This window comes from Nocardioides panacihumi, from assembly GCF_039530925.1.
In the GTDB taxonomy this organism is placed as follows: Bacteria; Actinomycetota; Actinomycetes; order Propionibacteriales; family Nocardioidaceae; genus Nocardioides; species Nocardioides panacihumi.
Window position 1 is genome coordinate 863198 of the sequence record NZ_BAAAPB010000002.1, and the last position, 13845, is coordinate 877042.

Below are 13845 nucleotides of genomic sequence, written 5' to 3' on the forward strand. Positions count from 1 at the left end.
CCGGTACCCCCTCGGCGCCGGCATGACCCGCTCAGCATGTTCTCAGCGGGAATTTCGCTGAATATGCGGACAACCGGCGCCGGCTCGGGCATGCTTGTGAGCGAGCCCCGCAGGTGACCCGAGACGCCTGCGGGGCTCCTTCATGTCCCCGGGCATCCGCGTGTCCATCTCCGCGGGGACGACTGCGCCGGGACGTTGTCGGGGGCTCTTCCACCCGCCCGGTCCAGAGCCGGATGCCGAGCGTGGCGGCCTATCGCAACCGGAGACTTCGTGTCACGATCCCAGGGCGGTGCTAGCCGTGCCGCACTCCTCACGAGGGTTGGAGATGTCTTGGGATCGAACATTCGTGGATTGCTAGGAGGTGTGGCGGCGGCCGCACTGATCGGAGGGGCGCTCAGCGCAGCGCCGTTGGCACCAGGTGCGTCCGCAGCACCGGCCACGCAGAAGCAAGCGGACCTGGTCAGGGCCTACGGCCTCGACAAGGACGTGAAGAAGAGTCCGCAGAACACCTATGTCGTGCTTCTGAAGTCCGACCCGCTGCTGGCGAGGTTCGGCAAGGACCAGCTCGACACGACCGCGGCGCACGACGCGCAGTCGGCCATCGTCAAGTCCCACGACGAGATCGTGAAGGACGCGGACGTCTCGACGGGCGCGGTGCTCCAGGACCTGACGGTCGCCGCCAACGGGTTCTCCGTCAACGTCGACCACGCCGCCGCCGTACGGCTGGCGGCCGACCCGCAGGTCGCGGCCGTCGTGCCCGACGAGCTCCGCCAGGCGCAGGGCGCCTCCTCGGCCGCGCCCGCCACGGTGCAGCGCACCGGCCACCACGACCGCGGCCTGACCGTGCTGCCCTCGCACTCGCAGCCGGGCCACGACCGGCCCGGCAAGCGCCCGCCGTACCACCCGTCGTCAGGCTCGTCGGTCCCGACCGAGGAGGACTTCCTCAACCTGACCGGTCACGGCGAGGCGTACGACGCGGGCATCACCGGCGAAGGCGTCCTGGTCGGCGTCATCGACACCGGCATCTGGCCCGAGCACCCGAGCTTCGCCGACGACGGCACGCTCCCCGCGGCACCGGTGCTCGCCGGGGACTCCTGCCAGTTCGGCAACACCCTCGCCAACCCGAACGACAAGGACTTCACCTGCAACGACAAGCTCGTCGGCGCACGCGACATGACGACGACGTACCGCGCCGTCGAGGGCGCCGAGCCGGACGAGTTCGTCTCCGCGCGCGACGACGAGGGTCACGGCACCCACACCGCCTCCACGGCCGCCGGTGACGCAGGGGTCAAGGCCTTCATCCACGGCAAGTACGTCGACACGACGTCCGGCATCGCACCGCGCGCCCAGATCGTCGCCTACAAGGCCCTCGGCAACAACGGCGGCTTCGGCTCCGACCTGATGAGCTCGATCGACCAGGCCGTCGCCGACGGCGTGGACGTCATCAACTACTCGGTCGGCGGCGGGGCGGACCTCACCGGCGCCGACGCGATCTCGTTCCTGTTCGCCTCCCGCGCCGGGGTGTTCTCCGCCGTCTCGGCCGGCAACGACGGCCCCGATCCCGAGACGATCGGCGGCCCGTCCGACGCACCCTGGGTGACCAGCGTGGCCGCCAGCACGGAGACCCGGTTCTACCAGGGCACCGTCCGCCTCGGGAACGGCAAGAGCTACACCGGCGCCTCGATCAGCGGCAAGGTGGCCCACGCGCGCATCGTCGACGCCGCCACGCTCGGCAACGCCCTGTGCGACCCGGCGGTCCCGTTCTCGTCCTCCGTCGCCGGCGCGATCGTGATCTGCACCCGTGGTCTGGCGGCCGGACGCGTCGCCACGAGCCTCACCGTCAAGAACGCCGGCGGCGTCGGTGAGATCCTCGCCAACGTCGACCACCCCGAGCAGGACAACCTGTTCACGGACAACTTCTGGGTGCCCACGGTCCACATGGACCAGGACGTCGCCGACAAGGTCCGGGCCTACATCGCCCGGGCCGGTGGCCGGGCCACCGCGTCGATCGTGGACACCGGCAAGATCGTCAGGCAGCCGTGGAAGGCGCCGTCGGTGACGGTGTTCTCCTCGCGCGGCCCGTCGCCGACGTCCGCGTCGATCATCAAGCCGGACATCGCCGCGCCGGGCATCCAGGTGCTGGCAGGGGCATCGCCCTACACCGACGAGGGCTTCGTCCAGGGCGAGCTCTTCCAGGCCATCGCCGGCACGTCGATGTCCTCGCCGCAGATCGCGGGCATGTACGCCTTGGTCAAGCAGGCCCACCCGGACTGGACGCAGGCGGAGGCCAAGTCGGCGCTGCAGACGACCGCGTCGCTCGACATCCTCTCCAACGACCGCCGGACACCGGCCAACCCGTTCGAGCGGGGCGCCGGCCAGGTCAACCCGGGCAAGGTCGCCAGGCCGGGGATGTTCGACCCGGGTCTGGTGTACGACGCCGGTTTCGAGGACTACCTCGCGTTCCTGTGCGGCGCGGTGCCGGGCGCGGTCAGCCAGGCGAGGTGCGCGGCGCTCGCGGGCGCGGGCTTCCCGACCGAGGCGCAGAACCTCAACCTCGCGACCATCGGCAACCAGGCGCTGGTCGGGCGGGAGACGGTCAAGCGCAAGGTGACCAACGTCAGCGGCAAGACCCTGACCGTCGACGCCGACACCTCCGACGCCCCGGCCGGCTACACGGTCTCCGTGAGCCCGCGCCGGCTGACGGTGCCGGCAGGCGGCACAGCCTCGTTCGAGGTGACGATCGCCAACAACGGTGCACCCGTCGGTGCCTGGCGGTTCGGCAACCTGACCTGGCGGGGCTCCGGCTACCGGGTCAACAGCACGATCGCCGTCCGCGGCGCGTCCATCGGGGCGCCGGCGGTGGTGACCGGGAGCGGGGCTTCCGGCACGGTCGACGTACCCGTCAAGTTCGGGTACGACGGCACGTACAAGGCCGTCCCTTCCGGACTCGTCGCCTCCGCGCCGCTGACGGGCACCGTCCTGCAGGATCCCGACCAGAAGTTCGGCACGCCGGATGACACCCAGGGCGGCGTCACCAAGGTGCCGGTCACGATCGGGAGCACGTCGTACTGGCGGATCCAGTACGTCAAGCCGGGCAACGACGACATCGACCTCTACCTGCTCGACTCGACCGGCAAGGTCGTCGCACAGAGCACGGCGGGCGGCACCAACGAGCTCATCGAGCTCAGCCACCCGGCCGCGGGCAGCTACACGCTGGCCGTGCACGGCTGGCAGGTCACCGGGACGCACCAGTTCTCGATCGACAACTGGGTGGTCCCGACCGGCCAGGGCAGCCTGACCGTGACCTCGGCGCCCACGACGGCCACCGTCGCGGGGACCGGAACGGTCAGCCTCGCGTGGACCGGAGCCTCGCCGGCCGGCGTCTACTACGGGTCCGTCGACCACACCGACGGGACCAACGAGCTCGCGCAGACCGTGGTGCAGGTGACCGGGGCCAGCTAGCGGGTCGAGGAGCGGCAGGGCCGCGTCGCCGGGTCACCGGCGGCGCGGCCCTCTCGCGTCCGGTGACGCAGTAAAGGTCCACGCGGTCTCCTCACCAGTTCACGGGTGGAGGTACAGACCGGTGGACGACGACGGAGATCGGATCATCATGGGTGACATGGTGAGCGTGAGCCGCCGTACGCCGCCCGTCAGCGAGATGCTGTCGGTGCGGACGTCGGCCCGCGACGAGTCGCGAGAGTTCCGCGAGATCTTCCAGGCGACCTACCCGCGGCTGGTGCGGATGCTGTGGTTCGTGGTGCACGACCACGAGCTGGCCCAGGAGATCGCGCAGGAGGCGTTCATCGACCTGCACCGACAGTGGCGGACGGTCGGCTCCTACGACCGACCCGACCTCTGGGTGCGAAGGGTCGCGCTGCGCAAGGCGCAGCGTGAGGCAGCACGGTCGGTCCGGCGGGTGCACGCCGAGCGGCAGGCAGCGGTCCCGGAGACCGCCGGCGCCGCCGACACGGGCCTGCCCGACCCCGCCCTGCGTGCGGCCCTCGCGACGCTGCCGACGATGCAGCGCGCGGTGGTCGCGCTCTTCTACCTGGAGGACCGCCCCATGGAGGAGGTGGCCGACCTGCTCGGCTGCAGCACCTCCACGGGCTTCGTCCACCTGCATCGGGCGCGGCACCGGCTCGCCGCGTTGCTCTCCGAGCCTGTGTCCGAGGAGGTGGACGGCCATGTCGATTGACGCTCGTCTCCGTGAAGGACTCGCCATGATCGAGCACCAGCTCCCCGACGTCGACACGCCCACGGCGTACGACGACGTCATCACGACCGGCCGTACGCGGGCCCGCCGGCGTACCGCCGTCATCGCGGCGGCCGCCGCGACCGTGACCGCCCTCGCCCTGGCGGGGCTGGTCGCACTCCACCAGGACCGCAAGCCGGAGATCGTGGCCCCGCCCTTCTCCCCCGTGGACCTGATCGCGGCCGAGACCCCCGCCGGGCTCCAGCTCGTCGACCCCCGCGACGGATCCGAGCGGTTCGCGCCGGACAAGGACGGCACGTACGTCTCCTGGTCTCCCGACGGCGGTCAGATCGCCTACGTCGTGCCCGCGTCCGACGACTCCTCACGCGACCTGTGGACGGCGAGCGTGACGACACAGGTCAAGCACCGGGTCGCGCACTGCGCCGGATGCAAGGTCGTCGCCGCCGACTGGTCACCCGACGGAGCGGACCTCGCCTACACGGTCCTGCTCCCGAACGGTCGCAGCGAGCTGCGCGTCGTCGCGGGCGGTGCCACCGGCACGATGATCGCCCTGGGGACGGGCGGTTGGGGATGGCCGCAGTGGTCCCCGGACGGCACGACCATCGCCCTCGGCGAGGAGCAGGGCGCGAGGGGCTTCATCGACCTCCTGCCGGTGGACCGCTCCCCGCTGCGCGGTCCGACGCCGAAGGCCGGCCCGCCTCAGCGCATCGCCGGTCCGATCGAGGGCGTCAAGCGGCTCAGCTGGAGCCCCGACGGGCGTCGGATCGCCTTCACCGCCGGTGCCCAGGACATGACACCCGGGTTCACCTCCGACCTCTACGTCGTCAACGCCGACGGGAGCGGGACGCGCCAGCTGACGCACTCCCCGACCGGGACGCGCATCTTCGCGGTCGAGTGGGAGACGGGCAACCCCGACCAGCCGTTCCTGGTCTCGATCGCCGAGAACGGCGTCGACTACTCCGAGGCACATCTCGCACTGGTCTCGTCCGACGGGAGCAGAGTGGCCCCGGTCTACGCGGGCGGGTCGACGGTCAAGGCCTTCCGGGCCGCCTACCGGTTCTGACCTCGATGGGCGCTGGCCACCTGACCCAGGGCCAGGTGATCAGCGCCCATCCCGCGAGCAGCACGGCCGCCTCGACGACCACGTAGAGCGGCCACGGGCCGAACACGTCGAGCAGCGACGAGACGTCAGGCTTCCGCGCCAGGTAGCCGTAGTTCGTCCCCGCGACGGCGTTGAACGTCATCACCACCGCGAGCCACACCATCGTGCAGAGCACGGTGAAGCGGTAGCCGGGCCAGTCCGGCCGGACGTCGAGGCCGACGACCATGAAGAGCGCCGCCCAGATCGTCAGCAGGTGCATCCCCCAGAACATCACGTACTCGGGGTCCGGGAAGTCCTTGCCGAGCGTGGGCGTCACGACCGCCTGGACGGTCAGTGTGAGGCCCCAGTAGTAGAGGAGCGCCGACGTACGCCGGCTCCGGGTCCACAGCGCATGCATCGCGACCAGCCAGGACAGGTCGCAGATCTGCAGGGGCAGCGACGTGCCGAGGTCGAACTCCCCCGGCAGCCACTGCCGGACCTGCAGCGGGACGGTGAACACCGGGATCAGCAGCGCGAACCCGCGCCGTACCCGCTCCTCGAGGGGCCGGCCGAGGATACGGCGACCGAGGAGCACCACGCCCACGGCCCCGACGGCGCCGATCGCCGCGGCGACGGCATGCGAGGCGCCGTACGGCTCGAAGGTGCCCGCCACATCGCGACTGTAGAGCGGTCAGCACGTCTGCGCGCACAGCCGGTTCCCGATCGCGTCGCGGAAGACCCCGGGCAGCTCGCGCGGGTCGCCGACGGCGTAGACGGTGCCGCCGGTCGCCCGGGCGATCTGCTGCATCGCGCCGGCGTCGGAGTCCGGGCCGTAGGCGATCATGTTGACGATCACCGGGCGGTCGGGATCGGCCTCCTCGTGCAGCGTCGTCAGGAGCGTCGCCAGGTCGACGTTGTGTGCCTCGGCCTTCTCGTCGCGGCCGTCCGAGAGCACGATGACGCTGTTCACCCGGGCCGGGTCGTAGCCGGCCCGGACCGCGCGGACGGCGGCGAGCGTGGTGGCGTAGAGGCCCGTGCCTCCGTGCGGCTTCACGGTGAGGCCGTCGGTCGCCGCGGCGACGAGACCTCGGTTCGACGCGGTGATCTCGGTGAGCGGCACGACCTGCTCGTAGTCGGTGCTCGGCGTCAGGTTCGCCGAGAAACGCCACAGGCCCGCGACCGTGTGGTCCGGGAAGAGGCGCATGCCCTCGCGCAGCGCGGCCCGGGCGAGGTCGATGCGGGTCTCGCCACCGGTGCCGGGGACGGGCCGTGACATCGAGCCGGACACGTCGACCGCGGCCAGGATCCGGATGGGCCTCGCCAGCTCGGCAAGCCCCTTCAGCGCCGCGTCGGCGTCCGCCGGGGTCAGCGGACGCACCCCGCGCGCTCCGCTGCGGAAGCCCAGGCGCGCGAGTCGCGCACGGGCCGGAGCGCCCCTCAGCCGCGTGAGCAGCGCCTGCGCGGCCGCGACGCGTGCCCTGTCGAACGTGGTGACGACGAAGGGGTAGTCCATCGACCTGACGGCCTCGGCGGGACGGACCGCGACGTACGCCGTCCGTCCGGCCCTCACGTTCGCGGCGGCCACCTGCTGCTCGGTCGACACCTGGACGGCCGCGCCACGGGCCAGCCCGGACGGCTGCACGTGCAGCCCCTTCAGCATCGCGCCGAGCCGACCGCGCAGCTCCGCGGTCGAGCCGAGAGCGGCCCCGAGGTCGGCGATCGCCGCCTGCGTCGCGGCCGAGGTCAGGGGGTCGGCCGCGGCCAGTGTCTCGGGCCGACCGGCAGCCAGCGCGTCGTACGTCGGCTGGCGACCGAGACCGCGGGCGAGCGCGGCCCGCACCGCGAGCACGACCGGCGTCGACGCGATCGAGGCCGGAGTGGCCTCGTCCCCGGCGAGACCCCCGCCTGCGGACAGGTCCGCGGTCCAGCGCGAGGAGTCGGGGATCCACACGTCGACCGCCGATCCCGCGCCGATCGTGCTCGCGGTGCTCGCAGGAGCCTCCGAGGTGACCTCGACGCGGGTGCACCCGCCCAGGTCGGCCGCCGCCTCGGCGACCGTGGGGGCGATCTCGGGGGCGGCGGTCACCCGGAGCACGGTCGTCCGGCAGCCGGCGGCCGGGTCGTCGCGGAGCAGGCCGACGAGCAGGTAGCCGGCCGCCACGGCGACGACGGTGCCGGTCGCGACGACGACGGGCCACGAGCGGATGGGCATGGGAGGCTCCTCGGAAGTGGTCTGGACAACCTCCGAGGAGCGCGGCCGCGGCGCGGTTGATACCCCGACGCACGAGCCGCCTGGAGCAGACTGCGGTCATGGAGATCTCCGACGCCCTCGCCGCCGCGGCGGCCAACCAGCAGGCCGTGCTCGTCACACTCAAGAGGGACGGGCTGCCACAGCTGTCCAACGTGTCGCAGGCCGTCGGCGGCGACGGGCTCATCCGGGTGTCCACCACGGCCACCCGAGCGAAGTACCACAACCTGCGCCGGAAGCCCTGGGCAGCGGTCCACGTGAACGGCAGCAGCTTCTGGGAGTACGTCGTCCTCGAGTGCGAGGCCGAGCTCACCCCCGTGGCTGCCGATCCCGCCGATGCCGTCGTGGAGGAGCTCGTCGAGCTCTTCCGCAGCCTGAAGGGCGAGCACGACGACTGGGACGACTACCGCCGCGCGATGGTGGCCGACGAGCGCGTGGTGGTGCGCCTGCGTCCCACCCGGGCCTACGGCCTGCTGCGCTGACGCGGCAGGCCGTCGCCCGTCACCGGACCCTGACGCTCGCCGACGTGAGCACCACCCGCGACGCTCCTCGCACGGCGGTCACCCGCACCGCGACCCGCTTGCGGCGGTCAGCCCTGCCGACCTTGTACGTCGGCCGCGTCGCGCCCGCGATCGCGCGGCCGTTGCGCAGCCACTGCACCCGGACCGAGCCGGGCTGAGTCGACCAGGCCGGCAGCTTCGCCGTGAGCCGCTTGCCCACCTTCGCCGTGCCGAGGACGCGCACCGGGCCGAGCGCGCGCAGGGCGATCGGCGCCGGCGTCGTGCTCGGCCGCGTCGTCGACAACGCGGCGGCCGACCAGTCCGGCTCGCTGGCGCCGGGCAGCAGCAGGCGCGGCTGCGGGCTGTCGCAGTCGCCGGCGACGGTCTTGAGCCAGACGCCGTCCGGCTCCTGCCAGGCGAGCGACTGGGAGTCGGGAGACCAGGTCGGGCTGGCGAAGCCTGCGGCCGTGCTCGTCGCGCACAGCGCGGTCGGCACCGGCACGGTCGTGCCGGTCCGCACGTCGCCCGTGACGTCGTACCAGACGATCTGGGTGTCACTGCCGTAGCCGCGCACCAGCGCGAGCCGGGTGCCGTCGGGCGACACCTCGCCGTCGCTCAGGTCGGTGCTGGGGTCGGCGTAGTCGCTGTCGTCGAACCAGTGGCGGGCGGTGGTGCTGCCGACGTCGTGCAGGTTCATCTCCGAGCCGTAGCCGCCCGACTGGAGCGTGCGGGTGGTGCCGACCCACGACGGGTGGGCGAAGTACGTCGTCCCCGACTGCTCCGGCGGCGTGAGCCTGGTGGCAGAGGTGTAGCCGGTGGCGTAGCGGGTCGAGCAGCTCGTGCCGACCGGGCAGGAGTAGGTGACGAAGGTGTAGGCGATCCGCGCCCCGTCCGGCGAGATCGCGACCTGCACCGGCACGCCGTCCATCGGCTGCCCGGCGGAGTTGCGCAGCGGCGGCGGGTCGAGGGTGTTGAGGACGCGGCCCCACTGGTCCATGCGGTAGATCAGCTGCCCGCGGCTCGCGACCACGATCCCGGAGTCCGACTGGCTCGGCGAGAACCACTGGTCGCCGTACGACCCGCCGGTGGTGATCTGGCGTGCGCCGGAGCCGTCCGAGCGCGCGATCCAGACGTTGTGGTCCCTGACGAACACGATCGTCCCGGCCGGTACGGTCGCGGCCCGGCTGGGCGCCACGACGGTCAGTGCAACGAACGATGCGACGAGCAGGGCGGTCACGACGGCGGCGTGCGTGACCCGAGCGATGGAACGGGAACGTGACATGGGGCTCTCCTCTGGCGTGCTGACGAGAGGGACCCTGTCGCCGACGGCTTGCCGTTCACTTGTGGTCGGCTTGTATTACTGGCGCGTAACTTCTGGGTCCTCCCGGCGTTGATCGGCTGTCCGTCGCACTCGGAGGCGGCGGGCGACCGATTGCCCTGGAGGATGCGTTGAGTCACCGTCTGTTCGTCCGCACCGGCTGCGCTCTCGCGGCCGTGTCCCTCGCCGTGCTGGCCACCGGGCCGGCGTTCGCAGCCGACCACCTCGCCCGGGCCTCGGCGACGGCGCTCCAGCTCGGCATCGCAGGCCAGGGCACCGACACCGGCACCTACACCGCCGTCGACGACGGTCACGGCGAGACCACCTCGGGCAACAACTCCCCCGCGCTGCCGGTCCTCGCCGGCCAGCACATGACCAACCTCGGCACGCTCGCCCAGGACGCCGCGACGCGCGTGAGCGGCGGCCAGGGCCACTCGGTGGCGTGCTCCGGGGTCGCCGGCGAAGGCGCCACGCTGGCCCAGGTCGGCGACGGCACCAGCTGCCTCCACGGCGGTCAGACCATCACCCTCGACGCGGCCACCGCCGACTTCAGCCACCTCCACGTGCTCCCGGCCGACATCACGCGGGGCGTCGACACGACGATCGCCGCCGCGGTCGCCGGTGCGGTCGCCCCGGTGGTGGACCAGGTCCTCGCGGGGCTCGGCGACGCGACGCTCGGCATCGACCTGGGCGCCGTGCAGTCCGCCTGCAGCGCCGACCCGACGGGCGCAGAGGGCGCGGCAACGGTCGCCGACGCGTCGGCGTACGTGCAGGGCGCGGCCCCGATGGGTCGCGTCGACCTCGTCTCCCTGCCGGTCCACCCGGCCCCGAACACGCACGTCCTGACCGACCTGAGCGCCGTCGTCACGGCCGTGCAGGGCGCGGTCGCCAGCCAGCTCGGGACCATGCTCGGCGGTCCGAGCGGGCCCCTCGGAGCGCTGACCCTGCCGGCCGGTACGACGGTCGCGACCGTCCTGGACCAGGTGAAGGCCAACGTCACCAATGCGCTCGGCCCTCAGCTCGCCCCGCTCGAGCAGAACGTCCTCGACATCGTGCTCAACAAGCAGTCGCGGCCGGCTCCCCACGAGATCGAGGTGACCGCGCTCGACCTGCGACTCCTCCCGGCCGCGCAGCAGTTCGTGCACGCGGACCTGGCCAGCCTGGTCATCGGCCAGGTCACCTGCGGTCCGAACGCTCGCGCAGTGGCCGCGCCGCCGGCCAGCCCCGCCGTCCACACCCACCCGGGGACTCCCAGCGCCGCCGTCCCGACCGCGGTGGAGTCCGGTGCGGGATCCTTCGAGGACGGCCCGTCGCCGCTCGCCCTCGCCGCGCTCGGCGGCCTGGTCGCCGTCGGGGTCGGCGCCGGGGCATGGGGCTTCCGGCGCAGCCTGCGCTCGTGACCGCCCCGGCCGTCGGGCGGCTCGAGCGCCGCGGGCGGCTCGGCCGGCTCGGGCGCTACGCGGTCGCCACGGTCACCGGCCTGCAGCTGCTCGTCGGCGTGCTCGCCGGTGGCTCCGTGGTCGGCTCGTTCCTGGTGCCGGGCAGCGACGCCGCGGCCGGCTCACCGCAGTACAGCGCGATCAGCCCGGCGGCACCGATCCGCCTCTCGATGCCGAAGCTCGGAGTGACTGCGCCGATCGTGCCGATCGGGATGGTCGATCGAACGCTGGACCCACCCCGCGACTACCACGAGGTCGGCTGGTGGGCCGCCAGCGCCAAGCCCGGCTCGGCGCAGGGCCAGACGGTGATCACGGGCCACACCGTGCACACGGGCGGCGCGAGCATGAACCGGCTCGGCGAGCTCGCCGCCGGCGACTTCGTCGACGTGATCTCCAGGCGCGGCACGATGCGGTACGTCGTCCAGCGGACGAAGGTCTACAGCCGTGCGGCGATCGCCCAGCACGCCCAGGAGCTCTTCGGGCAGGACCACGGCCGCGGTCGGCTGGTGCTGATCACCTGCACCGACTGGAACGGCACGGCGTACGAGAGCAACGTCGTCGTCACCGCCAAGCCGCTGGGCGCCCCGGTCAGGCAGGGCGACCGTCAGAGGTAGAGGCCGGTCGCCTCTTCGCCGACCCGCTCGGCCGCCACGGCGTGCACGTCGCGCTCGCGCATGACGATGTAGACCTCGCCGGACACCTCGACCTCCGACTTGTCGTCGGCGTCGAAGAGGACCCGGTCGCCGACCTGCACCGACCGCGCGTGCGGGCCGACGGCGGCGACCCGCGACCAGGAGAGCCGCCGGGCGCCCATCGCAGCGGTCGCCGGGATCACGATGCCGCCCGACGAGCGACGCTCCCCGGCCTCCCGGTCGAGCTCCACGAGGATCCGGTCGTGGAGCATCTTGATCGGGGTCTTGTCACTCACTTCGACAGCTTGCGGAGCGCGACCATGAGGCCGACGACTCCCGCGACCACACCGACGGTCTTGAGGATGTTGGCCGTGTTGGGCTGGCCGGTCAGCGGGTCGACGTACGTCGCCTTGACGGCCGCGACCTGGCGCTGCGCGATCGTCTTCGGGCTCGAGCGGTAGAGCAGCTGGTCGATGGTCCCCGCAAGACGCTCGCGCGTCGCCTCGATCTCGTGCTCGAGGGAGCTCTGACGATCAACCTTGGTCATGCCCTGAGGTTACCAAGTAGGTTTCCGAGCATGAGCCGCCTGCAGCCCGGAGACACCGCGCCCGCGTTCACGTTGACCTCCGACACCGGTGAGAGCGTCTCTCTCGGCGACCTCGCGGGCCGCAAGGTGATCGTCTACTTCTACCCGGCCGCGATGACGCCCGGCTGCACGAAGCAGGCGTGCGACTTCACCGACTCGCTCGACGCGCTGAAGGCGCAGGGCTACGAGGTGCTCGGCATCTCGCCGGACAAGCCGGAGAAGCTGGCGAAGTTCCGCGAGCGGGACTCGCTCACCATCACGCTGCTCTCCGACCCCGATCGGTCGGTGCTGACCGCGTGGGGCGCCTTCGGCGAGAAGAAGCTGTACGGCAAGGTCGTCGAGGGCGTCATCCGGTCGACGTTCGTCGTCGACGAGGAGGGCAAGGTCGAGTACGCGGCGTACAACGTGAAGGCGACCGGTCACGTGGCGAAGCTGCGCAAGGACCTCGGGATCTGACTCCGCCCCTCGCGCAAAGTGTCACCGTGACATCTGCGAAGTATCACCGTGATCGTTCGAGCGGTCGGTGACAGTTACGAGGTATCACCGACCGCGCCAACTATCACGGTGACAGTTCGGCGGCGGGGCGACCAGCAAGGCGACGCCAGGCCGTACGCCGACGACCGACCGCGCTCCCTAGACTGACCGCCGAGCGCCCGTAGCCCAACGGCAGAGGCACCAGGTTTAGGTCCTGGCCAGTGAGAGTTCGAATCTCTCCGGGCGCACATGACCACGCTCGTCCTGGCCTCCCAGTCCCCCGCCCGCCTGCAGACGCTCCGCAACGCCGGCATCGAGCCGGTCGTGATCGTGAGCGGCGTCGACGAGGACCAGCTGACCGATCTGGCCCCGGCCGAGCTCGCCCTGGAGCTCGCCCGGCTCAAGGCGGGGGCGGTCGCGCCGCGGCCCGAGGTGCCGGGCGGCGCGCTCGTGCTCGGTTGCGACTCGGTGCTCGACCTGGACGGCCTGGCCCTCGGCAAGCCGGGGACGCCGGAAGAGGCGACGCGGCGCTGGCAGGCGATGCGCGGCCGCGCCGGCGTCCTGCACACCGGACACTGCCTCGTCGACGTCGCCACCGGCCGCATCGCCGCGGCGACCGCGAGCACGACGGTCGAGTTCGCGGAGGTCACCGACGAGGAGATCGCGGCGTACGTCGCCACGGGCGAGCCGCTGCACGTCGCCGGCGCCTTCACCGTCGACGGGCTCGGAGGCGGCTTCGTCACGCGCATCGAGGGCGATCACCACAACGTGGTCGGCGTCAGCCTGCCGCTGCTGCGCGACCTCGTGCGCGAGCTCGGTCACGAGTGGCCGGGCCTGTGGGCCGCTACTCGGTGAGCTGCGGCTCGCCGACCGGCTCGTCCCACTCCTCGGAGGGGTCGTCGTAGACCTCGGTGTAGCGGATCGGCCGGTGGAAGACGAAGCGCCGGAACAGGTAGAACCGCGCCACCTGCGAGAGCAGCAGCCCGACGACGTTGCCCGACAGGTTGTCGTCGAGCTGCGAGGTCAGGCCGAGCGCGTGCCGGCTGAACCACAGACAGGTGAGCGGGATCGTCGTCATGGTGAGGATGTTGATGACGGCGTACGACAGGAAGCCCTCGCCTGCCTTCGTGCCCGACCGCTGCTTGAAGGTCCAGCGGCGCGACAGCTCGTAGGACACCACCATGCCGACGCCGTGGGACACGATGTAGGACCAGGTGACGTGGTCGTGCAGTGGCGACCACAGGTCGTACGGCTCGTAGGCCAGCCAGTTGTAGAGGGCGATCGCCACGGCGGTCGACACCGCGCCGACCGCCATGAACCGCCCCGCCTCGGCGATCACGTGGCGGGACGGCAT

The 13845-nt window shown here is 72.0% G+C and carries 14 protein-coding genes and 1 tRNA gene; 9 read left to right on the top strand and 6 right to left on the bottom strand.

The window, feature by feature from the left end; translation table 11 throughout:
* Window positions 1–363: 363 nt before the first annotated feature.
* The 3 genes from ABD205_RS13405 to ABD205_RS13415 all read left to right on the top strand — a co-directional run bounded on the left by ABD205_RS13405 (window position 364) and on the right by ABD205_RS13415 (window position 5276).
* Window positions 364–3462 (top strand): S8 family serine peptidase, encoded by a 3099-nt coding sequence (locus ABD205_RS13405; protein ID WP_344045421.1) that lies wholly within the window; start codon window positions 364–366, stop codon window positions 3460–3462.
* Window positions 3463–3583: 121 nt separating this feature from the next.
* On the top strand, window positions 3584–4195 hold the full coding sequence (locus ABD205_RS13410; protein ID WP_344045423.1) for a sigma-70 family RNA polymerase sigma factor: 612 nt from the start codon (window positions 3584–3586) through the stop codon (window positions 4193–4195).
* Between the two features lie 25 nt (window positions 4196–4220).
* The gene (locus ABD205_RS13415) at window positions 4221–5276 is read left to right on the top strand and encodes a TolB family protein (RefSeq protein WP_344045425.1); all 1056 of its coding nucleotides are present in this window, start codon (window positions 4221–4223) and stop codon (window positions 5274–5276) included.
* Here the strand turns inward: ABD205_RS13415 and ABD205_RS13420 are convergent.
* Window positions 5245–5967 carry a YwaF family protein gene (locus ABD205_RS13420; protein ID WP_344045427.1) on the bottom strand — a complete coding sequence of 241 codons (723 nt, stop codon included), beginning with the start codon at window positions 5965–5967 and terminating at the stop codon, window positions 5245–5247. The two genes, ABD205_RS13415 and ABD205_RS13420, sit on opposite strands and share 32 nt — an antisense overlap.
* Window positions 5968–5985: 18 nt before the next feature.
* Window positions 5986–7506: a substrate-binding and VWA domain-containing protein gene (locus ABD205_RS13425; RefSeq protein WP_344045429.1), complete on the bottom strand. Its 1521-nt coding sequence runs from the start codon at window positions 7504–7506 to the stop codon at window positions 5986–5988.
* Window positions 7507–7604: 98 nt separating this feature from the next.
* Here ABD205_RS13425 and ABD205_RS13430 point away from each other — a divergent pair, with 98 nt between their 5' ends.
* Window positions 7605–8024 (top strand): PPOX class F420-dependent oxidoreductase, encoded by a 420-nt coding sequence (locus tag ABD205_RS13430; RefSeq protein WP_344045431.1) that lies wholly within the window; start codon window positions 7605–7607, stop codon window positions 8022–8024.
* Between the two features lie 19 nt (window positions 8025–8043).
* Here ABD205_RS13430 and ABD205_RS13435 read toward each other — a convergent pair whose 3' ends face one another.
* Window positions 8044–9324, bottom strand: a complete 1281-nt coding sequence (locus ABD205_RS13435; protein ID WP_344045432.1) for a hypothetical protein — start codon at window positions 9322–9324, stop codon at window positions 8044–8046.
* A 167-nt stretch (window positions 9325–9491) separates the two neighbouring features.
* On the opposite strand from ABD205_RS13435, the gene ABD205_RS13440 reads away from it, so the two are divergent.
* Complete coding sequence (locus ABD205_RS13440; RefSeq protein WP_344045434.1) at window positions 9492–10760, top strand: hypothetical protein; 1269 nt, start codon at window positions 9492–9494, stop codon at window positions 10758–10760.
* Window positions 10757–11413, top strand: coding sequence for a class F sortase (locus ABD205_RS13445; protein WP_344045436.1), 657 nt, complete (start codon window positions 10757–10759; stop codon window positions 11411–11413). Before ABD205_RS13440 ends, ABD205_RS13445 begins: the two co-directional genes overlap by 4 nt.
* Here ABD205_RS13445 and ABD205_RS13450 read toward each other — a convergent pair.
* Together ABD205_RS13450 and ABD205_RS13455 are read right to left on the bottom strand one after the other, a co-directional pair.
* On the bottom strand, window positions 11404–11727 hold the full coding sequence (locus ABD205_RS13450) for a GroES family chaperonin (protein WP_425572992.1): 324 nt from the start codon (window positions 11725–11727) through the stop codon (window positions 11404–11406). The two genes, ABD205_RS13445 and ABD205_RS13450, sit on opposite strands and share 10 nt — an antisense overlap.
* Window positions 11724–11978, bottom strand: a complete 255-nt coding sequence (locus tag ABD205_RS13455; protein WP_344045438.1) for a DUF3618 domain-containing protein — start codon at window positions 11976–11978, stop codon at window positions 11724–11726. Before ABD205_RS13455 ends, ABD205_RS13450 begins: the two co-directional genes overlap by 4 nt.
* 30 nt (window positions 11979–12008) lie before the next feature.
* Here ABD205_RS13455 and bcp point away from each other — a divergent pair, with 30 nt between their 5' ends.
* From bcp to ABD205_RS13470, 3 genes are all read left to right on the top strand, one after another.
* Entirely contained in the window at window positions 12009–12473 is a 465-nt protein-coding gene (gene bcp / locus ABD205_RS13460; protein ID WP_344045440.1) for a thioredoxin-dependent thiol peroxidase, read from the top strand.
* Window positions 12474–12666: 193 nt separating this feature from the next.
* A tRNA-Leu gene (locus ABD205_RS13465) sits at window positions 12667–12739 on the top strand.
* A 1-nt stretch (window position 12740) separates the two neighbouring features.
* Entirely contained in the window at window positions 12741–13346 is a 606-nt protein-coding gene (locus tag ABD205_RS13470; RefSeq protein ID WP_344045442.1) for a Maf family protein, read from the top strand.
* On the opposite strand, the gene ABD205_RS13475 is transcribed toward ABD205_RS13470, so the two are convergent.
* Window positions 13336–13845: a GtrA family protein gene (locus tag ABD205_RS13475; protein WP_344045444.1), complete on the bottom strand. Its 510-nt coding sequence runs from the start codon at window positions 13843–13845 to the stop codon at window positions 13336–13338. The two genes, ABD205_RS13470 and ABD205_RS13475, sit on opposite strands and share 11 nt — an antisense overlap.

Bases quoted from the DNA above. Each gene is read 5' to 3' on its own strand.
- ABD205_RS13415 (WP_344045425.1), top strand. From the start codon at position 4,221: ATGATCGAGCACCAGCTCCCCGACGTCGACACGCCCACGGCGTACGAC.
- ABD205_RS13425 (WP_344045429.1), bottom strand. From the start codon at position 7,506: ATGCCCATCCGCTCGTGGCCCGTCGTCGTCGCGACCGGCACCGTCGTC.
- ABD205_RS13430 (WP_344045431.1), top strand. From the start codon at position 7,605: ATGGAGATCTCCGACGCCCTCGCCGCCGCGGCGGCCAACCAGCAGGCC.
- ABD205_RS13435 (WP_344045432.1), bottom strand. From the start codon at position 9,324: ATGTCACGTTCCCGTTCCATCGCTCGGGTCACGCACGCCGCCGTCGTG.
- ABD205_RS13455 (WP_344045438.1), bottom strand. From the start codon at position 11,978: ATGACCAAGGTTGATCGTCAGAGCTCCCTCGAGCACGAGATCGAGGCG.
- bcp (WP_344045440.1), top strand. From the start codon at position 12,009: ATGAGCCGCCTGCAGCCCGGAGACACCGCGCCCGCGTTCACGTTGACC.
- ABD205_RS13470 (WP_344045442.1), top strand. From the start codon at position 12,741: ATGACCACGCTCGTCCTGGCCTCCCAGTCCCCCGCCCGCCTGCAGACG.
- ABD205_RS13475 (WP_344045444.1), bottom strand. From the start codon at position 13,845: ATGCCGTCCCGCCACGTGATCGCCGAGGCGGGGCGGTTCATGGCGGTC.